At 71.7% G+C, this 21838-nt stretch carries 24 protein-coding genes and 1 pseudogene; 7 read left to right on the top strand and 18 right to left on the bottom strand.

Going from position 1 to position 21838, the window contains the following annotated elements; genetic code table 11:
* Positions 1-26 precede the first annotated feature (26 nt).
* Both QT381_RS08615 and QT381_RS08610 read right to left on the bottom strand, forming a co-directional pair.
* Positions 27-539: a peptide deformylase gene (locus QT381_RS08615; RefSeq protein WP_289248491.1), complete on the bottom strand. Its 513-nt coding sequence runs from the start codon at positions 537-539 to the stop codon at positions 27-29.
* Positions 536-1792, bottom strand: coding sequence for a MinD/ParA family ATP-binding protein (locus tag QT381_RS08610; protein WP_289248489.1), 1257 nt, complete (start codon positions 1790-1792; stop codon positions 536-538). Before QT381_RS08610 ends, QT381_RS08615 begins: the two co-directional genes overlap by 4 nt.
* A gap of 179 nt (positions 1793-1971) precedes the next feature.
* On the opposite strand from QT381_RS08610, the gene QT381_RS08605 reads away from it, so the two are divergent.
* Positions 1972-2784 carry a ParA family protein gene (locus tag QT381_RS08605; RefSeq protein ID WP_289248488.1) on the top strand — a complete coding sequence of 271 codons (813 nt, stop codon included), beginning with the start codon at positions 1972-1974 and terminating at the stop codon, positions 2782-2784.
* Positions 2785-3020: 236 nt separating this feature from the next.
* Here the strand turns inward: QT381_RS08605 and QT381_RS08600 are convergent, their stop codons facing one another.
* From QT381_RS08600 to QT381_RS08590, 3 genes are all read right to left on the bottom strand, one after another.
* A complete protein-coding gene (locus QT381_RS08600) occupies positions 3021-3584 on the bottom strand; it encodes a MerR family transcriptional regulator (RefSeq protein WP_289248487.1) in 564 nt (187 codons plus the stop codon).
* Positions 3585-3845: 261 nt separating this feature from the next.
* A complete protein-coding gene (ftsR, locus tag QT381_RS08595) occupies positions 3846-4493 on the bottom strand; it encodes a transcriptional regulator FtsR (protein ID WP_289248486.1) in 648 nt (215 codons plus the stop codon).
* 50 nt (positions 4494-4543) lie between these two features.
* Positions 4544-5011: an FHA domain-containing protein gene (locus QT381_RS08590; RefSeq protein ID WP_289248485.1), complete on the bottom strand. Its 468-nt coding sequence runs from the start codon at positions 5009-5011 to the stop codon at positions 4544-4546.
* 116 nt (positions 5012-5127) lie between these two features.
* On the opposite strand from QT381_RS08590, the gene QT381_RS08585 reads away from it, so the two are divergent.
* Together QT381_RS08585 and QT381_RS08580 are read left to right on the top strand one after the other, a co-directional pair.
* Positions 5128-5607: a hypothetical protein gene (locus QT381_RS08585; RefSeq protein ID WP_289248484.1), complete on the top strand. Its 480-nt coding sequence runs from the start codon at positions 5128-5130 to the stop codon at positions 5605-5607.
* Positions 5608-5631: 24 nt separating this feature from the next.
* A complete protein-coding gene (locus QT381_RS08580) occupies positions 5632-6006 on the top strand; it encodes an RNA-binding S4 domain-containing protein (RefSeq protein ID WP_289248483.1) in 375 nt (124 codons plus the stop codon).
* A gap of 30 nt (positions 6007-6036) precedes the next feature.
* Here the strand turns inward: QT381_RS08580 and QT381_RS08575 are convergent.
* The 6 genes and pseudogenes from QT381_RS08575 to QT381_RS08550 form a co-directional block, all read right to left on the bottom strand.
* Positions 6037-6186 (bottom strand): annotated as a pseudogene (locus QT381_RS08575) (Rho termination factor N-terminal domain-containing protein); the annotation flags it as partial.
* Between the two features lie 30 nt (positions 6187-6216).
* Positions 6217-7212 (bottom strand): ABC transporter permease, encoded by a 996-nt coding sequence (locus QT381_RS08570; RefSeq protein WP_289248482.1) that lies wholly within the window; start codon positions 7210-7212, stop codon positions 6217-6219.
* On the bottom strand, positions 7209-8174 hold the full coding sequence (locus QT381_RS08565) for an ABC transporter permease (protein WP_289248481.1): 966 nt from the start codon (positions 8172-8174) through the stop codon (positions 7209-7211). Before QT381_RS08565 ends, QT381_RS08570 begins: the two co-directional genes overlap by 4 nt.
* Positions 8171-9751 carry a sugar ABC transporter ATP-binding protein gene (locus tag QT381_RS08560; protein WP_289248480.1) on the bottom strand — a complete coding sequence of 527 codons (1581 nt, stop codon included), beginning with the start codon at positions 9749-9751 and terminating at the stop codon, positions 8171-8173. Before QT381_RS08560 ends, QT381_RS08565 begins: the two co-directional genes overlap by 4 nt.
* A gap of 86 nt (positions 9752-9837) precedes the next feature.
* A complete protein-coding gene (locus tag QT381_RS08555) occupies positions 9838-10923 on the bottom strand; it encodes an ABC transporter substrate-binding protein (RefSeq protein WP_289248479.1) in 1086 nt (361 codons plus the stop codon).
* A gap of 164 nt (positions 10924-11087) precedes the next feature.
* Entirely contained in the window at positions 11088-11717 is a 630-nt protein-coding gene (locus tag QT381_RS08550) for a recombinase family protein (protein ID WP_289248478.1), read from the bottom strand.
* 153 nt (positions 11718-11870) lie between these two features.
* Here QT381_RS08550 and QT381_RS08545 point away from each other — a divergent pair, with 153 nt between their 5' ends.
* The gene (locus tag QT381_RS08545) at positions 11871-12146 is read left to right on the top strand and encodes a LuxR C-terminal-related transcriptional regulator (protein ID WP_289248477.1); all 276 of its coding nucleotides are present in this window, start codon (positions 11871-11873) and stop codon (positions 12144-12146) included.
* An 11-nt stretch (positions 12147-12157) separates the two neighbouring features.
* Here QT381_RS08545 and QT381_RS08540 read toward each other — a convergent pair whose 3' ends face one another.
* From QT381_RS08540 to QT381_RS08530, 3 genes are all read right to left on the bottom strand, one after another.
* A complete protein-coding gene (locus tag QT381_RS08540) occupies positions 12158-12508 on the bottom strand; it encodes a hypothetical protein (RefSeq protein WP_289248476.1) in 351 nt (116 codons plus the stop codon).
* A gap of 825 nt (positions 12509-13333) precedes the next feature.
* Positions 13334-13759 carry a cupin domain-containing protein gene (locus QT381_RS08535; protein WP_289248475.1) on the bottom strand — a complete coding sequence of 142 codons (426 nt, stop codon included), beginning with the start codon at positions 13757-13759 and terminating at the stop codon, positions 13334-13336.
* A complete protein-coding gene (locus tag QT381_RS08530; protein ID WP_289248474.1) occupies positions 13756-14271 on the bottom strand; it encodes a hypothetical protein in 516 nt (171 codons plus the stop codon). The genes QT381_RS08535 and QT381_RS08530 overlap by 4 nt, the downstream gene beginning before the upstream one ends.
* Positions 14272-14396: 125 nt before the next feature.
* On the opposite strand from QT381_RS08530, the gene QT381_RS08525 reads away from it, so the two are divergent.
* Both QT381_RS08525 and QT381_RS08520 read left to right on the top strand, forming a co-directional pair.
* Positions 14397-15671 carry a maltokinase N-terminal cap-like domain-containing protein gene (locus QT381_RS08525; protein ID WP_289248473.1) on the top strand — a complete coding sequence of 425 codons (1275 nt, stop codon included), beginning with the start codon at positions 14397-14399 and terminating at the stop codon, positions 15669-15671.
* Between the two features lie 71 nt (positions 15672-15742).
* Positions 15743-16765 (top strand): ATP-dependent DNA ligase, encoded by a 1023-nt coding sequence (locus QT381_RS08520; protein ID WP_502877482.1) that lies wholly within the window; start codon positions 15743-15745, stop codon positions 16763-16765.
* Between the two features lie 224 nt (positions 16766-16989).
* On the opposite strand, the gene ligD is transcribed toward QT381_RS08520, so the two are convergent.
* From ligD to QT381_RS08500, 4 genes are all read right to left on the bottom strand, one after another.
* Positions 16990-18030, bottom strand: coding sequence for a non-homologous end-joining DNA ligase (ligD, locus tag QT381_RS08515; RefSeq protein ID WP_289248472.1), 1041 nt, complete (start codon positions 18028-18030; stop codon positions 16990-16992).
* A gap of 242 nt (positions 18031-18272) precedes the next feature.
* Positions 18273-18911: a response regulator gene (locus QT381_RS08510; protein ID WP_289248470.1), complete on the bottom strand. Its 639-nt coding sequence runs from the start codon at positions 18909-18911 to the stop codon at positions 18273-18275.
* Positions 18908-20014 (bottom strand): sensor histidine kinase, encoded by a 1107-nt coding sequence (locus QT381_RS08505; RefSeq protein ID WP_289248469.1) that lies wholly within the window; start codon positions 20012-20014, stop codon positions 18908-18910. The genes QT381_RS08510 and QT381_RS08505 overlap by 4 nt, the downstream gene beginning before the upstream one ends.
* A gap of 10 nt (positions 20015-20024) precedes the next feature.
* Positions 20025-20483, bottom strand: coding sequence for a hypothetical protein (locus QT381_RS08500; RefSeq protein ID WP_289248468.1), 459 nt, complete (start codon positions 20481-20483; stop codon positions 20025-20027).
* A 257-nt stretch (positions 20484-20740) separates the two neighbouring features.
* On the opposite strand from QT381_RS08500, the gene QT381_RS08495 reads away from it, so the two are divergent.
* On the top strand, positions 20741-21835 hold the full coding sequence (locus tag QT381_RS08495; RefSeq protein ID WP_289248467.1) for an aldo/keto reductase: 1095 nt from the start codon (positions 20741-20743) through the stop codon (positions 21833-21835).
* Positions 21836-21838: the final 3 nt, after the last annotated feature.

Raw genomic sequence — 21838 nt, 5'->3', positions numbered from 1 at the left:
CCGGCGCTGCGGCGCTCGCGCGCCGCTCACGCCTCCCGCGCGCCCGTGCGCCACCAGGTCGAGCCGCGGATCTCGCGCATCGCCTCGCGCTTGACCTCGGGCGCGAGCCCCTCGATGTAGAGGTGCCCGTCGAGGTGGTCGACCTCGTGCTGCAGCGCCTGCGCGAGCAGCCCGTCGCCCTCGACGACGACCTCGTCGCCCGCGAGGTCGACGCCGCGCACGCGGGCGTGCGGGTAGCGCAGCCGGGGGAAGTAGAACCCGGGCACCGAGAGGCAGCCCTCGTCGACGAGCTCCGGCTCGCCGGACACCGACTCGATCACGGGATTGATGACGTAGCCGATCTCGCCGTCGATGTTCCAGCTGAACGCGCGCTGGCCGACGCCGATCTGGTTCGCGGCGAGGCCCGCACGACCGGGCACGGCCACGGTGTCGACGAGATCCTCGACGAGCCCGGCGACGCGACGGTCATCGAGCCGGATCGGGTCGCACGGCGAACGGAGCACCGGGTCTCCGAAGAGCCGGATGGCGCGAACGCTCACGCGCGCGCGGCCGGGAGTCCGTCGGCGACGAGCGCCGCGAGCTCGCGCGCCGACTGACGGGTCAGCGGCTCGAGCTTCTTGAAGTCGATCACGGAGCCCGCGGCGAGCTGCGAGTCGTACGGGATCGAGACGATGGCGCGCACCCGCGAGCGGAAGTGGTCCTCGATCTCCTCGATCTTGACGAGGTTGGTCGCGTGCGTCGCCGTGTTGATCGCGACGACTGCGTTCTTGACCAGGTGGCCGTAGCCGTTGGCCTCGAGCCAGGTGAGGGTCTCGGATGCGAGGCGGGCCTCATCCACGCTGCCGCCGGAGACGATGACGATCTCGTCGGCCCGCTGCAGCGTGGCGCGCATCACGGAGTGCACGATGCCGGTGCCGCAGTCGGTGAGCACGATGTCGTAGAACCGCGCGGCCAGGTCGGCGACGACGTTGTAGTCGTCGTCGCCGAACGCCTCGGAGATGAGCGGGTCGGTGTCGGAGGCGAGGATGTCGAGGCGCGTCTCGTCACGGGAGACGAGCGCCGAGAAGTCCGTGAACCCGTTGATCGACGCGGCGCGGGTCACGACGTCGCGCACGGTCGAGCGGGTCTGCTTGCTCACCCGCTCGGCGAGCGTGCCGCGGTCGGGGTTCGCGTCGATGGCGATGACGCGGTCCTCGCGCACCGACGAGAACGCCATGCCGAGCAGCGTCGTCACGGTCGTCTTGCCGACGCCGCCCTTGCGGGTGAGCACGGGCACGAAGCGGGTGCCGCCGTCGAACTGCCTCGAGATGCGGGCGTCGATCGCCTTGCGCTCGCGCACCTTCTTCGAGTCGCCGAGGTTCACGCCGTGGAACGTGACGGTATAGACGAACCGCTGCCAGCCGCCCTCGGGAGCCGGGCGGCGGCGTCCCTTGTCGGCGAGCAGACGGTCGGGCGTCAGCATGGCGGCCGTCTCGGGTCCGCGCAGGCGCGCGGCCCGTTCGGCGAGCTGACCGGCGCGATCGACGGATGCCGAGCTTTCGAGCGCAGCGCGGTCCGCGGAGCGAGTGGCTGGCTCATCCGTCGCGGGCACCTCGCCGGTGCGGGGCAGCGCGACCGGGCGGGCGTAGGTCGCGCCGGCCGGCACGACCGCCGGGTTCACGGTCCGATCGTCGATCGCGACCGCCGCCTCGTGCTCGGGCACGGTGTGCACAGTCGCCGGCAGATCGATGCTGACGGTGACGCCGTCGTCGAACATCGAGGGGCCGTCGTCACCATTGCGGGTCGTAGTCACGGGCGTCTCCTCTCGGTGAGCGGTGTCGGATGATGCTGTCCGGGTGCCGATGGCGTGCGCCGTTCCGCGGTACGGCCCGGCGACGGGACAGTCTATCGCCCGGGTCGGGATCCGGCCCCGCAGGATGCCTCGACGCACCGTTCCGGAGCGGCGTTACCCAGCCCCGACCGGTAGGGTCGATGCTCGTGCATGTACTGAGCGTGAGCTCTCTCAAGGGGGGCGTGGGCAAGACCACGGTCACTCTCGGGCTGGCCTCGGCGGCCTTCGCGAAGGGGCTGCGCACGCTCGTCGTCGACCTCGACCCGCAGTCGGATGTCTCGACCGGCATGGACATCGACCCGACCGGTCGCCTCAACGTCGCCGACGTGCTCGCCTCGCCCAAGGAGAAGACGGTGCGCGCCGCGATCGCGCCCTCGGGCTGGACGCGCGGACGGCCGGGCACGATCGACGTGCTCATCGGCTCGCCGTCCGCGATCAACTTCGACGGACCGCATCCGTCGATCCGCGACATCTGGAAGCTCGAGGAGGCGCTCGCGGGCGTCGAGGCGGACTACGACCTCGTGCTCATCGACTGCGCTCCCTCGCTCAACGCGCTCACGCGCACGGCGTGGGCGGCATCCGACCGGGTCACGGTCGTGACGGAGCCGGGGCTGTTCTCGGTGGCTGCCGCGGACCGCGCCCTGCGCGCGATCGAGGAGATCCGCCGCGGTCTCTCGCCGCGCCTGCAGCCGCTCGGCATCATCGTGAACCGCGCGCGCGTGCAGAGCCTCGAGCACCAGTTCCGCATCAAGGAGCTGCGCGACATGTTCGGGCCGCTCGTGCTCTCCCCGCAGCTGCCGGAGCGCACGTCGCTGCAGCAGGCGCAGGGCGCCGCGAAGCCGCTGCACGTGTGGCCCGGTGAGAGCGCTCAGGAGATGGCGCACAACTTCGACCAGCTGCTCGACCGCGTCCTGCGCGCGGCGCGCATCGGCGAGTACGCCCAGCAGTCCTGACGCCGCGCCCGCCGCATCCGCGCCCTGCCCCGCCCTCGCCCTCCGCCCCCGCCCTCCGCCCTCCACCCCCTGCCCTCCGCCCTCCGCTGGAGCAACGGATCTCACGGAGATTCAGCCGGTTCGCACCACGGGAGGCGGGAGATACGTCCGCCCCGCGACGGATCTCCGTGAAATCCGTTGTTGCGGCGCCGGCGCGGGCGCGGGCGCGGGGCGGGGCGCGGCGCGGGCGGGGCGAGTCAGGAGGCGGCGCGCTGCGCCCGGCGGGCGGCGAGCTCGTCCTGCGGGTCGACGCCCGCGACGCTCTCGAGCTCGACGAGGCTCGTCTCGACCTCGCGCAGCACCTTGCCGACCGCGATGCCGAAGACGCCCTGGCCGCGGTTGACGAGGTCGATCACCTCGTCGTTCGACGTGCACAGGTAGACGCTCGCGCCGTCGCTCATGAGCGTCGTCTGCGACAGGTCGTTGATGCCCGAGCGGCGCAGCTGGTCGACGGCGACCCGGATCTGCTGCAGCGAGATGCCGGTGTCGAGCAGGCGCTTGACGAGCTTGAGCACGAGGATGTCGCGGAAGCCGTAGAGGCGGGACGACCCGGACCCCGCGGCACTGCGCACCGTGGGCTCGACGAGCTCGGTGCGGGCCCAGTAGTCGAGCTGCCGGTAGGTGATGCCGGCGGCACGCGCCGCGATCGCGCCCTTGAATCCGGCGGCCGCGTCCACCTCGGGCATGCCGTCGGTGAAGAGCAGGTCGGAGCCGTAGGAGTCGCCGCGCGGGGCGTCCGTCGGACCTGACGCATCGACCATCGTCACTGCTTCCTCATCTGCACGGCTTCTAACCTTCACGTTGAAGTTGAACTTGCTGTGCGCGTCCCACGGTACTCATGCGCCTCGACGAGCACGGACATTTCCGGCGGGATGCGGTCGGCGTGTCGGCCGGCGTTCTCTCGACGGTACTACGGATCGACCGGCGCCTCTACGGATCGACCGCCGCCGCCGCGGACCGGATCGACCGCCGCCGCCGCGGACCGGATCAACCGCCGCCTCCCCGGGCGCCGCGAACGAACGCTAGGCGTCGAAGCCCGCGAGCGCCGAGCGGATGAGGCTCGACCGCACCACCTCGAGCTGGCCGGCGATCTCGCGGGCGAGCTCGCCGGCCTTCGCGCGGCTCGACGCGTCCGCGCGCCGGGACACCGGCATGAGCGCGTTCTCGATGAGCGCGAGCTCGCGTTCCGCGGCGGCGCGGAACGCGCGGAGGTGGCGCGGCTCGATGCCGCTGCGGCGCAGGTCGACGAGCGCCCGGAGCACGTTGAGCGCGTCGTCGCCGAACAGCTCGGCGGGCGTGATGAGCGATGCGGCGACCGCGTCGTCGAGCAGCGTCGCGGGCGCGTTCGCCTCGCGCAGGAGCTCGTCGCGCGTGCGGCGTCGCTCGGTCGCGAGCATCGACGGCACGTTCGCCGCGGCCGGCAGGTCGGGCGTGCGCCCCGCATCCAGGTCGTCCAGGTAGCCCCGGATCACCTTGAGCGGCAGGTAGTGGTCGCGCTGCATCGTGAGCACGAACCGCAGGCGCTCCATGTCGCTCGGCGAGAACTTGCGATAGCCGGCCGACGTGCGGGTCGGGCTCACGAGCTGGCGCTCCTCGAGGAAGCGCAGCTTCGACGGGCTCAGATCGGGGAACTCGGGGTTCAGCTTCGCGAGCACCTGGCCGATGCTCAACAGCGCAGGGGCGGCAGGGGCGGTCGCCCGTGCCGCGCTCTGTCGGGCCACTAGGCGCCGGCCGGCGCGACCAGGTCGGCGCGCGATGCGTAGAACGTGAGCCGGTACTTGCCGACCTGCACCTCGGAGCGGTCCGCGAGACGGGCGACGTCGATGCGCGTGCCGTCGAAGTAGGTGCCGTTGAGCGAGCCGAGGTCCTTGACGTCGAACGCGCGGCCGACGCGCACGAACTCGGCGTGACGACGCGACACGGTCACGTCGTCGAGGAAGATCTCGGCGTCCGGATGCCGCCCCACCGTCGTGAGGTCGGCATCGAGCAGGAAGCGCGCACCGGCGTTCGGTCCGCGGCGCACGATGAGCAGCGCCGACCCGGACGGCAGCGCCGCGATGGCCTCCTGCTCCTCCGCGGAGACGGTGCCTTCGAGGGCCGCCAGCTGCGCGCTGAAGTCGTCGCCGAACGTCAGGGTGGTGTCGTGGGCGCGCGTGGCGTTCGCCTGTGTCTCGGGCTCCGTCGCCATCGGTCCTCCCCTCCCTGTGGTTCGAGCGTTCACCCTACCCGGATCGCCGCGCGCGCGACAACGGGCATGGGCGCGCCCGCCCCGGATCGCGGGCGTCCGGGGCTAGCGTGGAGGGCATGTCGTGCATCCGGTTCAACACCCCGGCCCAGCGGCGCCAGATGGCCGCGATGGCGCCCTCCATGCTCACCGCCGAGGAGGTGCGGGCCCTGCATCCCGCTCCCGAGGTGACCGAGACGAAGGTCAACCGCATCCGTCTGCTCGCCGCGGACGCGAACCCGAAGATCCGCGCGAGCGCCGCGTCGAGCTACCACGCGCCCGCCGAGGTCTATGAGGCGCTCGCCCATGATCCGGATGCCGGGGTGCGGCAGTGGGTGGCCCGCAACGAGACGGTGAGCTGCGACATCCTGCGCGAGCTCGCGCAGGACGACGACGAGACGGTCCGCGGCTTCGTCGCGCTCAACTACTTCGTGCCCGGCGACGTCATGGCCGAGCTCGCCGAGGACGCGAGTGAGACCGTGCGCGGCCTCGTGGCCTGGAAGTCGGCGCTGAAGTCGGAGGCGGATGCCGAGGCCGCTGCGGATTCCGCCGTCGCCTGACCGCATCCGTTCCGGGATCCGACGATGACGGGCGTGCGCGTCGACGCGTGGATCTGGGCGGTGCGGGTGACGAAGACGCGCACCGCCGCCACGGATGCCTGCAAGGCCGGCCACGTGCGCGTCAACGGGGAGCGCGCCAAGCCCGCGACCCCGGTCGCGCCGGGCGACGAGGTGCGCGTCCGGGTCGCGGGGTCGGAGCGCACCCTCCGCGTCGCGCAGCTGCTCGCCAAACGCGTCGGCGCGCCGCAGGCGCAGGCCGCCTACGTCGACCTGACGCCGGCCGCTCCCCCGCGGGTCGAGCGACCGGCCACGGTGACGCGCGATCGCGGCGCGGGTCGCCCGACGAAGCGGGAGCGCCGCGATCTCGAACGCCTGCGCGGACGCGACCTCGATTCCTGACCGACGACGAGTCTCAGCTGGAGCGCCGCGTCAGCTGGTGCGCAGTGAGGCGATGAGCTGCGGCTTCGTCTTCGAGGAGTAGCCGGTGAGGCCGATCTCCTTGGCGCGCTTCTTGAGCTCGGGCACGGTCCAGTCCTCGTAGGAGCCGGACTCGCCGCCCTTGCGTCCGACGCTCGAGCGGCGGCGCGCTCGGCGCACTCCGCGGCATGCTCAGAGGCGCTGCGTGCGCGCGAGCACGGTCTGCAGGATCACGACGACGGCGAGGAACCCGCCGGAGACGACCGCCTGCACCGAGGAGGTGAGCGAGCCGACCTGGTTGATGAGGTTCTGGATGACGGTGAGCAGCAGCACGCCGGCCGTCGTGCCCACGAGGTTGCCCCGGCCGCCGACCAGGAGCGTGCCGCCGATCACGACCGCCGAGATCGCCGAGAGCTCGAGTCCGACGCCGACGGTCGGCACGCCCGAGGACGTGTAGGCGGCGGTCAGCGCGCCGGCGAGGCCCGCGCACACGCCGCTCACCGTGTAGACCGTGAGCTTCACGCGCGCCACCGGCAGGCCCATGAGCACCGAGGCGCTCTCGGACCCGCCGACCGCGAGCACCGCCTGCCCGCCGCGCGAGCGCAGCAGCAGCACCGAGCCGACGAGCACGGCGGCGAGCGCGATGAACACCGGCCAGCGCAGGCCGGCCACGCCGCCCTGCCCGAGCGCGCTGAGGGCCGGGTCGGTGACGAGCGGCGTCGACGACCCTCCGCCGGTGAGCGCGAGCACGAGGCCGCGCACCCCGAGCAGCCCGGCCAGGGTGACGATGAAGGGCGCCAGACCGCCGTACGCGACGATCGCCCCCTGCACGAGCCCGATCACGACGCAGACGACGAGCGGCAGCAGCAGTCCGCCCCCGAGCCCCCACGCCGAGCCGTAGGCGGCGAGCACTCCGCCGAGGGCGTACTGCGAGCCCACGGACAGGTCGATGCCGCCGGTGAGGATGACGAACGTCATACCGACGCCGACGATGAGCAGGAACGACGACTGGGTCGCGATGTTCGCGAGATTGCTCGCGGTCGGGAACGCGGGGAAGGCGATGCTGCCGACGACGAGGAGCACGACGAGCACGACGGCCGCGCCGTAGGTCTGGGCGAGCCCGGCCAGCCGCTCGCGCCACACCTGCGCGCTCGTCGAGGGACCCGCCGCCGGGTCGATGGCGGTCACCGCTGCACCGCCCGTCCGCGCTGGATGTAGACCGCGAGCAGGATGATGACCGCCTGCGCGATCTGGGAGTAGGCGTCGCTGACGTCGTGCTTCACGAGCGTCGCGGTGATGAGCTGCAGCAGCAGGGCGCCCGCGACCGTGCCGATCACGCGCACCTGGCCGCCGCTGAGGGGCGTTCCCCCGACCACGACGGCCGTGATCGCGGAGAGCTCGACGAGGTTGCCGAGCGTCGACGGCACGGATGCGCCGAGCCGCGCCGTGCCGATCACTCCGGCGACGCCCGCGAGGGCCGCCGAGAGCAGGTAGGTGACGAGCAGGATGCGGCGCACCGGGAGCCCCGCGAGCTCCGCCGCCCGGCGGCTGCCGCCGAGCGCGACCAGCTGTTTTCCGAACGTCGTGCGTGACACCAGCACGGCCACGATCGCGACGAGCACGGCGGCGATGAGCACGCTCCACGGCAGCGGTCCGATGGCGCCGCGCCCGAGGGCGAGGAAGCCGGGATCGGTGACGCTGCGCAGCTGCTCCCCCGCGACGAGCAGCGCGATGCCGCGCCCGGCCACCATGAGCGAGAGGGTCGCGACGATGGGCTGCACGCCGATCACCGCGATCATCACCCCGTTCGCCAGTCCGATGAGCAGGCTGCACGCGAGGGCGATGAGCGCTGCGGGCACGACGCCGTAGCCGATGTACAGCGGGATGACGGCCGCGGCGAGCGCCATCGACGCGCCGACCGAGAGGTCGATGCCCTCGGTGCCGATGGCGAGGGCCATGCCGAGCGCGACGATGAGCACGGGCACGACCTGCACGAGCTGCACGCGCACGTTGTCGAGCGTGAAGAAGTTGGGGGTCACCGCGAGGTTCACGACGAGCACGATCACGATCGCCAGGTAGACGCCGTAGCGCTGGAAGAAGCCGACGACGGTGGCGCGGCGGGGCAGCGCGACCGTGAGCGTCTGGCTCACTCGGGCACCTCCGTGCCGGCGAGCGCCGCGAGCAGGGACGCCTCGTCCACGTGGATGCCGGTGAGCTCGGTCTGCACGCTGCCCTCCCTGAGCACGACGACGCGTCCGGAGCCCTCGACGACCTCCTCGATCTCGCTCGAGACGAGCACGATCGCGAGCCCCTCGCTCGCGAGCTCGTCGATGAGCGCCTGCACCTCCGCCTTGGCGCCGACGTCGATCCCCCGGGTCGGCTCGTCGAGCAGCAGCACCCTGGGGCTCATCGCGAGCCAGCGCGCGATCATCACCTTCTGCTGGTTGCCGCCGGACAGCTCGGCGACCGGCTGGTCGGGGCTCGAGGCCTTGATGTGCAGGCGCTTCATGAACACGTCGACGACCGCATCCTGCTTCGCCGTCGAGGTGAATCCGGCCCGGGAGAGCCGCGGCAGCGCGGCGAGCACGATGTTGTCGCGCACCGAGAGGTTCGGCACGATCCCCTCCGCCTTCCGGTCCTCGGGCAGCATGACGATCCCCGCGCGGATGGCGGCCGACACCGAGCCGCCGCGCACCGGCGCGCCGCTGACCGTGACCGTGCCGGCATCCACCGCCGTGACCCCGGCGATCGCCTTGAGCGTCTCCGACCGGCCGGAGCCCAGGAGCCCGCCCAGCCCGACCACCTCCCCCGGACGCACCCGCAGGTCGACGTCCGCGATCTCGTGCTTGCGGCTGAGCCCGGTCGCCTCGAGCACGGCCGGGGCGTCGCTCGTGTGCCCCGAGCGGAACGCCGTCGCGCCCTCTCGGCGTACGGCGTCGATGCTGCGTCCGAGCATGAGCGAGACCAGCTCGCCGCGCGTCATCCCCTGCACGGGGCCGACGTGCACCACTCGACCGTCCCGCAGCACGGTCACGCTCTCGCACACCTCGAAGATCTCGTCCATCCGGTGGCTCACGTACACGATCGCGATGCCCTGGTCCCGCAGCATCCGGATCACCCGGAACAGCGTCTCGACCTCGCGGGCCTCGAGCGACGACGTCGGCTCGTCCATGATCACGATGCGCGCGTTGATGCTGACCGCCCGGGCGAGCGCGACCATCTGCTGCACGCCGAGAGCGCACGAGCGCAGCGGCCGCCTGACGTCGACGGCGATGCCGTAGGCCGACAGCAGCTCGCGCGCATCGCTCTGCATGCGGCGCGCGTCGATGAGGCCGAGGCGGCCCCTGGGCTCCCGGCCGAGGTAGATGTTCTGCGCCACGGACATGAGCGGGATGAGGTTGACCTCCTGGTAGATGGTGCTCACCCCGGCGCGCTGGGCGTCGAGCGGTCGCGCGAACACGGCGGGCTGTCCGCCGAGCAGGATGCGTCCGTCATCCGGCCGGTACACGCCGGTGAGCACCTTGATCAGGGTCGACTTGCCCGCGCCGTTCTCGCCCATGAGCGCCATGCTCTCACCGGCGGCGACCGAGAACGTCACGTCGTCGAGCGCGGTGACGCCGCCGAACCGCTTGGTGACGTGGTCGGCGCGCAGCACGGGAGCGTCCGCGACCGGCCCGGCACCGGCCGCGGGGTCGGCGGCATCCGCCCGGAAAGACGTCGTCGTCACCGTGCCTTCTTCCTCGAGTGCGTCGATTGTGGCGCGTGCCGCGCCGGCGGGTGACGATTCGTCCACCCGCCGGCGTTCAGCGCCGGTCAGAAGGCGTTGTCGACGAGGTCCGCGGCGTTCGACGGGTCGTACTCGCCGTCCTCGATGACGATGTCCTGCCCGACCGCGTCGCCGGCGAGGAACGACGTGAGGGTCGCGAACGCGAGCGGGCCGAACCGCGGGTTCGACTCGATGACCCCGTTATAGGCGCCGGCCGCGATCTGCTCGACGGCGTTGCGCGTGCCGTCGACCGAGTAGATCTGGATGTCGGTGCCCGGCTCCTTGCCGGCGGCGATGATCGCCGCCTGGGCACCGAGCCCCATCTCGTCGTTCTCGGCGTAGATCGCCGTGATGCCGGGGTTCGCCTGCAGCAGCTGCTCGGTGACCGACTGCCCCTTGTCCCGCGCGAACTCGCCGGTCTGCTGCGCGACGATCTCGATGCCGGGCGCCTGCGCCTGGACCTCGTCGACGAAGCCCTTGGTGCGGTCCGTGGTGACGCCGTTGCCGCTCGCCCCGAGCAGGATCGCGACCTTGCCCGAGCCGCCGGTGCCCGCGATGAGCTGATCGGCGGCGCGCTTGCCCTGCTCGATGAAGTCGGAGCCGAGGAAGGACACGTAGTCGGTGCAGGCGGTGGCGTTGAGCTTGCGATCGACGGTGATCACCGGGATGTCCTTGTCGCGGGCCGCCTTCAGCGCGGGCTCGAGCCCGTCCGAGTTCAGCGGGGCGACGATGAGCACGTCGGCGCCCTGCGCGATCAGGTCCTGGATGTCGGAGACCTGCTTCGACAGGGTCGACTGCGCGTTCGTCTTGATGAACTTCTTGACGCCCTGCTTCGCCGCCTCGTCCTCGATCGACTGGGTCTCCGCGATGCGGAACGGGTTGTCCTCCTTCTCGGACTGCGAGAAGCCGACCACGGCATCCGAGAGGTCGATGGCCGTGCCGCCGTACTGGTCGAGCGTGCAGGTGGGGCCGTTGTCGTCGGGCTTCACGGTCTGCTGCACGGCGTCGCCGCCGCCGGCGTTCGTCGAGGTGGGTGTGCCGGTGTTGGTGCAGCCGGCGAGGGCGGCGCCCGAGAGGGCGACCGCAGCGGTGAGGGCGACGAGCGAGCGCCGCGAGCGGAGGGAATGGTGCATGGCGAGTCCAACTTCCTTGTTGTCGGTCCAGCGACCCTGCACGGCGGCGCTCGGACGGGCGTCTCGACGGCCGTCGGCAGGCTGAGCAGATTGTTTCGAAATCCTGTCCGAAAGTCCAGAGCGTGCGGCAGTCTGTGTGCCGGATCGCAGCGCGACCCGCCGGGTCAGCCGTCGGTCACCGACTCCGCGCCGGCGTCGAGGGACGGCAGCCGCACGGTGAGGGTGGGCCGATCCTCCTCGTCGCGGCCGCCATCGAGCACGCGGTAGATGGTGGCCCGCGACGTGCCGAGCTCCTCGGCGATCTCCCGCACGGACGCGCCCTGGTCGCGCAGCATCCGCACCCGGTCGATGTTCGTGTCGGACAGCGCGCGCGGCCGGCCGGAGGTGCGCCCGCGGGCGCGCGCCGCGTACACGCCGACGAGGGTCCGCTCGCGTTGCAGCGAGCGCTCGAGACTCGTGATCGCGGCGATGATCTCGAGCAGCGCGGCACCGTGCGGCCCCGCGGTGTCGAGGTTCTCGGCGATGCACTCGACGGCCACCCCGCGAGCGCTGAGCAGCTCGAGCAGGGCGAGCACGTTCGACGTCGTCGTTCCCAGGCGGTCGAGGCGCCAGACGACGAGCGTGTCGCCCGCGTCGATCCGGTCCAGCGCGTCGGTGAGCCGCGGGCGCTGCATCGCGACGGTCCGGGGGCTGATGTCCTCGAAGATCACGTCGACCCCGCGCTTGTCGAGCAGATCGCGCTGGTAGTCCGCGCTGTGCTCGAGCGGGCCGACCCAGAGGTATCCGACACGCATCCCGTCACCGCCCTCGTGGTCGCGCTCCAGATCGCGCACAGGCTACACCGGGGTCCCGCGGACGACCGGGGATAGAATAACGAGCACCCCTAGAGAATCGGCAACGGAGGGTCGACGTGCGAACCGACGCCACGCGATCGCGGCACAACCATCGTGTTCTCGGACCTGGACATCGACATCGTGGTACAGCTGGCGCGCGGAGACAGCTACAAAGCCGTTGCAGCCGCTGTGCGCCGCAGCCCGGCCACCGTCGCCTATCACACCGGCCAGCTCCAGCGCCGGTTGAAGGTTCGTTCTGTCACCGCGGTCGTCGCGTTCGCGATCGCCTCGGGCGTTATCGGCGGCGATACCTGGCCCTTGGTCCCGACCGGCGTTCACGAAGTCGACCTGGATGCCTATTCCATTCTCGATCAGTGCGATCGGGAATAGTCAACGAGTGATCATTGCACATCGGCAAGCTGGACCGATGCCGTCGGTCCGTCGTCGAGTTGCCAGAGCAGCCTGCTGGAGGAATCCCAGTCACCGACGACCTTCATGTCGAACCGATCGCTCCCGCCGGCCGCGATTCCGCCATTCTTGCCGCAGTTCAATTGGTACTCGTGCTTCGCTTCGGATGCACGACTGCTCAGCGTGATCGAATAGTCAGGGCACACGTCCCACACCACAGGCGCATCAGAATCATTAGTGATCACCGTCGTGAACTCGATCGTTTCGTCGTCGGAGGCCGCCACATCGTCAATTGCAACGGATAGCGGCGACGAATCCGACGTATCGGGTTTCTGGTCGTCCACGACGTGAAAATCAGCGATATCGCACGTCGAAAGCCAGTCCGGAACCTCTCCCGTCGTCTCGATGTGTCGCCGCTTATCGATACCGTCGGCGCTACGGTGTCGTCCGACGCCGTCGGCACCTGGCAGATCGGAATATCAGCCGTGAGTTGCACGCTGGCGTCATCGCCGACGAGCACCTGGGCCTGGTCCTCGGCGTACGGCGCGAGCTGCGCGGTCGTCTTTCCGAGAGTCAATTCAACGCTGCTCGCCTGGAACGTACAAGCGGCGCCGCGATCGGCGAGCACGATGGGGATGACCCAGCTGCCGCCCGCTGGTCCCCCGCCGTTCGTCGATATGTCCAGTTGAGATGGCTCGCAAGCCTGAGTCGACGTAGCGCTCGGGCTCGCCGAGCTCGCCGGCAGCGCCACCCACTCATGCGAACCGTCCGGCGTCCTGCCACACGAGGTGACAACGAAAACGGCCAACCCGAGAACAACTAGGCGTGCTGCGGTCACCAGGACGACGGAACTCCGACGATCGCGCGCTTCGAGCATCTTCAGCACCCCAGAATCACGTTGCTCGGCATATCCACGGCTCCGTCCGCGCAGTCGAGATCGATGTAGAACGTCGTGCCGCCGGCCGAACGCGTTTGATCGGTCAAATACTGACGAGTCAAATACTGACGCGAAGGCGCCGCGCACCCAATCTTCTCGCTGACTCCACGATGCAAGGGTGAGGCACTCGAGTCGTGCCGTCAATCTCGTCGGGCCGAATTTGGTCAAATCGATAACGCGTCGGACCCGATCACCGCGCACGAACACCCTCGCGGCCGGCGCCCCGCGCCCGTCAGGGCGAGGGTTCGAGCTCGAAGTCGTCGAAGTCGAAGCCCGGGCTCACGAGGCACTGCGCGAGCGCGTCGTGCTCGGCGGGCAGCGTGCGCTGCCAGACCGAGGCCGGGATGATCGCCTGGGTCGCCTTACCCGCGCCCGCGTCGCCGAGCACGACGACCTCGCCCGCCACGGGCGCGTCGCCCCCGCCGCCGTACTGCAGTGCGATCTCGCGGAGCCCCGCCCACATCCAGATCTCGCTCGACGCGACGCGGTGCCAGGCCGAGCTCTCGCCGGCCGGCAGCAGGAACACGATGAGGGTCGCCGCGGCTCGCTCACCGCGCGGCGTCGTCACGGTCTCCTCCGCCCGGAACGTCTGGCGGTACCAGCCGCCCTCCGGGTGCGGCTCGAGGTCGAGCGCCTCGACGAGCTCGTGCACGCTCACGCCGTGAGCCCGATCCGGTCGGGGATCGCGTAGGGCACGTCGCGCAGCCAGGCCGTGGGTTCCGGCCACGGGCGCCCGGCCGGCAGTCGGCGCATCAGCCGCCGCACGGATGCGGCGTCCTCCGCCGGCAGCACGCGCGTCGGCGCCGCGGCGGCCAGCACGCCGAGCCACCAGTGCCGCCAGGTGCCCTCGATCGACTCGGGGTGCAGCACCACGTAGTAGTCGGGCATGCCGCCCTCGCCGAGCGCCCGCACGGCCTCGGCGATCTCCAGCTCGAGCACGCCGAGTGTCGAGCGGTCGTCGTAGAACTCCACCCAGGCCGCGGCGACGTGCCGCAGCGGGTCGGCGTCGTGCACGACGTAGGTCGCGGTCGCGCGGGCGCTGCGCTCCGAGGCGTCGGCGGCATCCGCGCCCGCGAACGCGGACACGTTCGGCAGCGGCGCGAGCTCGCGGATGACCGAGTCGGCTCGCTCGCCGACGATCGACAGGACGGTGGCGGTCGGGCTCCCCATTTGCGCAGTCTACGTGCGCGCCCGGCGCGGACACCGACGGACGCTGCCGCCGATCCGGAGTGTCGCCGCTGAGAATTCCGCGCGGCGACTCCCGCCGACACCCCGCGAGGGAGTAGACCCGTCTCATGACGCTGGAGGCGGTGCTCGCGGACTGGATGCCGCTGCAGCGCTGGTTCGCCGGCAAGGGTCACACGCCGCGACTGCGCGTGCTCGACGCGATCCGCGGCGACGAGCGCGGCGTCACGACCTACCTCGTCATGGACGATGCCGGCGCGAGCCCCGTGCTCTACCAGGTGCCCCTCGTGTCCGCACCGTCGATCGAGCCCGGGCTCGAGGACGCCGTCGCGGGCGCGATCGACGGGCGCGTGCTGCTCGACGGGCCGCGGCATCCGTCGTACGCACTCGGTCTGCTGCGCTCGATGGGCGTCGACACGACCCGGGTGACCGGCAGCGCGATCATGCGCGGCGAGCAGTCGAACACGTCGATCGTCTACGCCGAGAACGGCGCGTCGACGATCATCGCGAAGGTGTTCCGCACGCTGCACCACGGCGAGAACCCCGACGTCACGCTGCAGTCCGCGCTGTCCGCGGCCGGCAGCCCGTTCGTGCCGCGGTTCCTCGGCGAGGTCGCCCACGACTGGCCGGACGTCGGCCGCGCCGAGGGCCGCGCGCGCGGCACGCTCGCCTTCGCCCAGGAGTTCCTCGCCGGCGTCGAGGACGGCTGGTCCATCGCGCTGCGCGCCGCGACCGACGACGCCCCGTTCGTCGAGCAGGCGCACGCGCTCGGGGTCGCCACGGCATCCGTGCACGCGACGCTCGCGCGCGTGATGCCGACGCGTTCCGCGGGGGCCGCCGACGTCGCCGCGATGACGGATGCCTGGGCGCGCCGACTCGCGATCGCGTGCGACGAGGTGGCCGCGATCGCCGTCGCGCGCGAGCGGATCAACGCGGTCTACGGCCGCGCGGCCGGCGCCGAGCTGCCGCCGCTGCAGCGCGTGCACGGCGACCTCCACCTCGGACAGGTGCTGCGCGTTCCCGGGCGCGGCTGGGTGCTCGTCGACTTCGAGGGCGAGCCGCTGCGTCCGATGAGCGAGCGCGGCCGCCCCGACCTGGCGGTGCGCGACGTCGCGGGCATGCTGCGGTCGTTCGACTACGCGGCCGGAGCCGCTGCGCGAGGCGGCGGCGAGCGCTGGGCGATCGTGAGTCGCGCGGCGTTCCTCGACGGCTACGCGTCGGCGTCCCGGTCCGACCCGGAGGCGGGCCGCGCGCTCCTCGAGGCGCTCGAGCTCGACAAGGCCGTGTACGAGGCGATCTACGAGGCGCGCAATCGCCCGACCTGGCTCGCGATCCCGCTACGGGGGGTCGACGCGATCCTCGCCCGTGGCGTGCGCGCATCGTGAGCACCGTCGGCGAGGATGCCGTCGCGGAGGCGGCGGGCGTCGACCCGATGCTCGCTCCGACGCTCGCTCCGATGCTCGCTCCGATGCTCGCGAAGGCCGTCGCCGAGCTGCCGACGGGCGAGCGGATGTCGTACGAGCCCAAGTGGGACGGCTTCCGCGGGATCGTCGCCGTGGACGGCGACGACGTCGAGATCGGCAGCCGTGGCGCGAAGCCGCTCACCCGCTATTTCCCCGAGCTCGTGTCCGCCTTCGGCCGGCTGATCGAGGCGCGCTGCGTGCTCGACGGCGAGATCGTGGTGCGCACGGGCGAGCCCGGCGCCGAGCGCCTGGACTGGGACGCGCTGAGCCAGCGCATCCACCCGGCGGCGTCCCGCATCCGTCAGCTCTCCGAGCGGGCGCCCGCGGAGTTCGTGGCGTTCGACCTGCTCGCGATCGGCGACGAGGCGCTGCTCGATCGGCCGTTCGCCGAGCGCCGGGAGCGGCTCGAGCGCCTGCTCGCGGACGTGCCCGCGCCGATCCACCTCACCGCGACGACGACGGATGCCGGCCTCGCCCGCCGCTGGCTCGCCGAGTTCGAGGGCGCCGGCCTCGACGGCGTGATCGCGAAGCCGCTCGATGCGCCGTACGCGCCGGGCAAGCGCGCCATGTTCAAGGTCAAGCACCACCGCACGGCCGAGGTCGTCGTGCTCGGCTACCGGGTGCACACGAGCGGATCGGGGGTCGGCTCGCTGCTGCTCGGCCTCTACGACGATGCCGGTGTGCTACGCGGCGTCGGCGGGGCGAGCGCGTTCACGACCGCGGAGCGCCGTCGGCTCGTCGACGAGCTCGAGCCGTACGTGGAGCGCGACGCGTCGGGCGCGATCGTGCGCGGGGAGGGCGAGCGCAGCCGGTTCTCCTCGGGCAAGGACGTCTCGTTCGTGCGGCTCCGGCCCGAACGCGTCGTCGAGGTGCGCTACGACCACATGGAGGGCGCGCGCTTCCGGCACACCGTGCAGGTCGAGCGCTGGCGCGACGACCGCGAGGCGCGCTCGTGCACGTTCGAGCAGCTCGAGGTGCCGGTGGCCTACGACCTGGGCGCCGTCCTGGCCGGTTGAGTGCCGGCGAGTGGAGCCCCCCGCCCCCTGGTCGAGGACCCCCGCTGGTCGAGGTCCCCCGCTGGTCGAGGAGCGCCCGAACACCCCGCCCGCTGGTCGAGGAGCGCCCGAGCGCAGCGAGGACGCGTCTCGAGACCATCCGTCCACCCGCCCGCCCATCCGTCCATCCGTCCGCCGAACGAGCCGCGGCGGTCTCCGTTCGCTCCTCGACCACCGGGATGGCGTCATCCGTCGCGGCGGTCGCCGTTCTCGTCCCAGTTGCCGGCGACCTTCTTGCTCGGCTGCACACGCGGGGGCTCCCCGGGCATCTTCGGGAAGTCGGGCGGGAACGGCAGCTCGCCGAGTCCCGCGTCGAGGTCGCGCTGCCACCACGCGAGCAGACCTTCGACGCTGCCGGGCTTCTCGTGCATGCTCGCCCACGGGTCGCCGATCGACGCGAGACGGTCGGGCACCGTGCGGATCGTGAACGCGCGCGGGTCGACGTCGTCGAGTTCGTCCCAGCCGATCGGCGTCGCAACGGATGCGTGCGGCAGCGCCCGCGGCGAGTAGGCACCGGCCATCGTGCGGTCGCGATTCGCCTGGTTGAAGTCGACGAAGAGGCGCTCGCCGCGCTCCTCCTTCCACCACGCGGTCGTGACGCGGTCCGGCATCCGTCGCTCCAGCTCGCGGGCGGCCGCGATGACGGCGTGCCGCACGTCGAGGAACTCGTGCGCCGGCTCGATCGGCGCGAACACGTGCAGGCCGCGGTTGCCGCTCGTCTTGAGGAAGGCGGTCAGCCCGACCTCGGCGAGGATGCCGCGCAGCTCGTGCGCGGGGGCGACGGTGTCGGCGAATCCCGTGCCCGGCTGCGGGTCGAGGTCGATGCGCAGCTGATCGGGGCGGTCGGAGTCCTCCGCGCGCGACGCCCATGGGTGGAACACCACCGTGTTCATCTGCGCGGCCCAGACGACGGCCCCGATGTCGCGGAACACGACCTGCGGATGCGATCGCGCGCTCGGGTAGGTCACCGTCACGGAGTCGACGTAGTCCGGCGCGCCGCGGGGCGGGTTCTTCGAGAAGAACCACTCGCCGTCGACGCTCTCGGGGAAGCGTTGCAGCGACACCGGCCGGTCGCCGTTCGCGGCGATGAACGCGTCGCCGACCGCGATGAGGTACTCGGCGAGCTCGAGCTTCGTGATGCCGACCTCGGGCCACAGCACGCGGCTCGGGCTCGAGATGCGCACCTCGTGCGCCCCCGCGGTGATCGTCGTCGCTTCGCTCGCCACGCGCTCACCCTACGCACCTCCCGGTGCTGCTGGGCCCCCCGCCCGGCCCCTCCAACCACGTGTGAGGACGATCTGCGCGTGTGAGGACGCCCCAGACCGTCCTCACGCGCGCAGATCGTCCTCACACACGGTCGGGCCACCTCACACACGGTCGGGCCACCTCACACACGGTCGGGCCACCTCACACACGGTCGGGCCACCTCACACACGGTCGGGCGACTTCGCCGCCGTCGACGACGCGGCTACCCGCGGCCCTGACCGAGCAGCCCCCGGCGGAATCCCTCCGCGACGGCCGCCGCCCGGTCGGCGACCCCGAGCTTCCCGTAGGCGGCGAGCAGGTGCGTCTTCACGGTGGTCTCACCCAGGTGCAGCGCCGCGCCCACCTGCCGGTTGGTGGCCCCGTCGGCCACCAGAGCGAGCACCTGCAGCTCACGGGGGGTCAGCGTCGCCGACTCCGGCGCGCGCACCCGGTCGACGAGGCGCGTCGCGATCGAGGGGGCGAGCACGGCATGCCCCGCCGCCGCGACACGCACGGCGCGCACCAGCTCTTCGCGCGAGGCGTCCTTGAGCAGATACCCGGTGGCGCCGGCCTCGATCGCGGGCAGCACATCGGCGTCCGCGTCGTAGGTGGTCAGCACGAGCACCCGGCTCGCGATGCCCAGCCTCGCCAGTTCGCGGATGGCGGCCAGCCCATCCGTGCCCGGCATCCGCAGGTCCATCAGCACCACGTCGGGCTCAAGTGCGCGCGCCAGCCGGATCGCCTCGGCACCGTCAGCCGCCTGGCCGACGACCTCGAGCTCCGGATCCGAGGCGAGCATGCCCACGATCCCGTCGCGCACGACCGGGTGGTCGTCGACCACGAGCAGGCGGAGCGCGGTCATCCCGGCACCTCGGCCAGGATCGCGGTGCCGTGGCCCGGTCGGGACTCGATGACGAGCCGCCCCGCGAGCGACTCCAGTCGCTCGCGCATGGCGATCAGACCGTAGCCGTCACCGTCCGCGCCGCCCGGAACGGGCGCGGCGTCGAAGCCCTTCCCGTCGTCGCGGACCTCCAGCCGAGCCCCGCGTGGCTCGTAGCACAGTGTGAGCCGCACCCGCTCGGCAGCCGCGTGGCGCTCGACGTTGGTGAGTGCCTCCTGGGCGGTCCGCAGCAGCGCGACGTCGGCCTCGGTCTCGAGCGCCCGCTCGGAACCCGTGGTGCTGACCTCGACCGGGACGCCGGTGCGCGCCGACCAGCGTCGCGCCACGTTGTCGATCGCCTCGGGAAGCCTGGCCCCCTCGAGAGCGGGCGGGCGCAACGCCTGCACCGACCGGCGCGCCTCGGCGAGCCCGTCGCGGGCGAGGTCCAGGGCCGAGGCGGTGTGCCGTTGCCGGCCCGCCTCATCCGCTGCCTCATCCGCGGCCTGCAACTGGGTCACGATCCCGGCGAAGTTCTGGGCCAGCGTGTCATGGATGTCGCCGGCCAGACGGGTGCGCTCGGCCTCGGCGCCCTCACGCTGGGTCACCCGCTCCGCCAGGCGGAGCCCCCACGACATCCCGGCCATGATCGCGACGTTGAGCAGAACGACGAACGCCACGGCGACGATGCCGCGTGCGTCGCGAGAGAAGCCGGAGCCCTGCGCCAGACCGGCGACCGCGGCGGTCGCCCCGACCGCGAAGAGCTCCGCCGGCCAGGGAACGACCGAGTAGGCGAACGTGAACGTCGCGATCGCCAGGAACCCGAACCAGCCGTCCAGCAGCACCAGAGCGAGGTTGAGGCCGATCAGCCCGGTCATGAATACCGCGATCGCGCCGGGCCGGTCCGCCCACGGCCGGCGCAGGGTGCGGAAGACGAGGACCCACGCCGCGAACACCGCGCACAGCACCAGTTCGGGCACCAGTCGCGTCCACTGGCCCCACTCGAAACCGACGCCGAACGCCGCCAGTATGCCGACGACCAGGTACGGCACCACCGCCAGCACCCTGCGCCACCGCGGATCGACCACGTCGTAGACCCTACCCGCGGGTCGCGCGATCGGAGGAGGCCGATCCGGACTTCGGGAAGAGCGCCCGGGTGCGCGGCAGATTGAGCAGGATGGCGGCCGGCAGCACGAGAGCCCCGCAGACCCCCTGCTCGACTCGTATCCAGTCCGGCAGGAAGCCGGGGATCGAGACGATCACGATGATCGCGACCACGACGACGACGCTGACGATCCGGATGCGGGTCCAGGCGGAGCGCGAGCCCCCGGCCGCCCTCATCGCGAGCAGCAGCAGCACGATCGAGCTGACCAGCACGAGCGAGCAGCGGATCCAGATGGCGCTGTCGACGGATGCGCCGAGCGCGCTCTGGGCGATGATCACCGCCTCCATGGCGAGGCTGACGACGAGGAATCCGGCGAGCAGCACCAGGGGCGGCCGGAATCGCGCGCGGCGCTCGTCGGCGGAAGACGGGGCGGGGATGAGGGTGTTGGTCATGCGTCCAGCGTCGACGGGCCGCGCGGCCGGCACATCCTCCATCCGGTCGGGTTCTGCCCCCGATCGGTCGTCCCTCACCGAACCCGTGTGAGGACGTTCTGCGCGCGTGAGGACGCCCCGAACCGTCCTCACGCGCGCAGACCGTCCTCACACGGAGACAGCCGGGGCTCGCGATGCACCGCGACCGCGTTATGGACTTGAGAGTCCAGAATGCGATGCCTACCGTGACAACCCAGCATCGGATCAGAAGGAGCTCCATGTCACTCGACCAGTACTACCTGCTCGGCCGCTCGGGGCTGCGCGTCAGCCGACTCGCCCTCGGCACGATGAACTTCGGCACCCGCGGGTTCCACGCCGCGTACGGCAGGTCGCTCGAGGAGTCGCGGCCGATCCTCCGCACCTACATCGAGGGCGGCGGCAACCTCATCGACACCGCCGACTTCTACACCGCGGGCGAGAGCGAGCAGATCCTCGGCAGGCTGATCGCCGAGACCGGTGCGCGCGATCGGCTCGTGATCACGAGCAAGTTCACGAACAGCGTGGACCCCGGCGACCCGAATGCGGGCGGCAACGGCCGCAAGCACATGATTCGTGCCGTCGAGGCGTCGCTGCGCCGGCTCGGCACCGACTATCTCGACCTCTACCTGCTGCACACCTGGGACCGGATCACGCCGGTCGACGAGGTGCTGCGCACCCTCGACGACCTCGTCACCGCAGGCAAGATCCGCTATGCCGGCCTGTCGGACGTGCCGGCCTGGTACGCCGCGCGGGCGCAGACCCTGGCGGATGCGCACGGGTTCGCACCGATGATCACCCTGCAGCTGCCGTACTCGCTCGTCGACCGCGCAATCGAGGCCGAACACGTACCGGCGGGCCAGGAGCTCGGTCTCGGCATCACGGCCTGGAGCCCATTGGCGGGCGGATTCCTGACCGGGAAGTACCGCGCCTCGGAGCGCGGGTTCGAGGGCGAGGGCCGCCTTGCGGGCACCGGTGGGGCCGGTATGGAGCGCTCGGATGCCGACTGGCAGACGCTCGCCGCGCTCGAGCTCGTCGCCGACGAGCTCGGCGTGAGCATGGCGCAGGTAGCGGTCAACTGGGTCGCCACCCAGCCAGGAGTCGCCTCGGCGATCGTCGGCGCCAGCAGTGCGGAGCAGCTCCGGTCCTCACTCGCGGCCCTCGAGTTCGAGATCCCCGGCGGGCTGCGTGCGCGGCTCGACGCGGCGGGCGCGCCCCAGTTTGGCAAGCCGTACGTGATGTTCACGCCCGAATACCAATCGAGCATCATCAGCGTCGGCACGAAGGTCGCCGACAAGCCTCACGGCTATCGCGACCCCGTCCGGAATTGGGCGTGAGGC

Source organism: Galbitalea sp. SE-J8, assembly GCF_030345695.1.
In the GTDB taxonomy this organism is placed as follows: Bacteria; Actinomycetota; Actinomycetes; order Actinomycetales; family Microbacteriaceae; genus JAUASV01.
The sequence above is the reverse complement of the archived record's forward strand: the minus strand, read 5'-3'. Positions and strand labels throughout refer to the sequence as shown.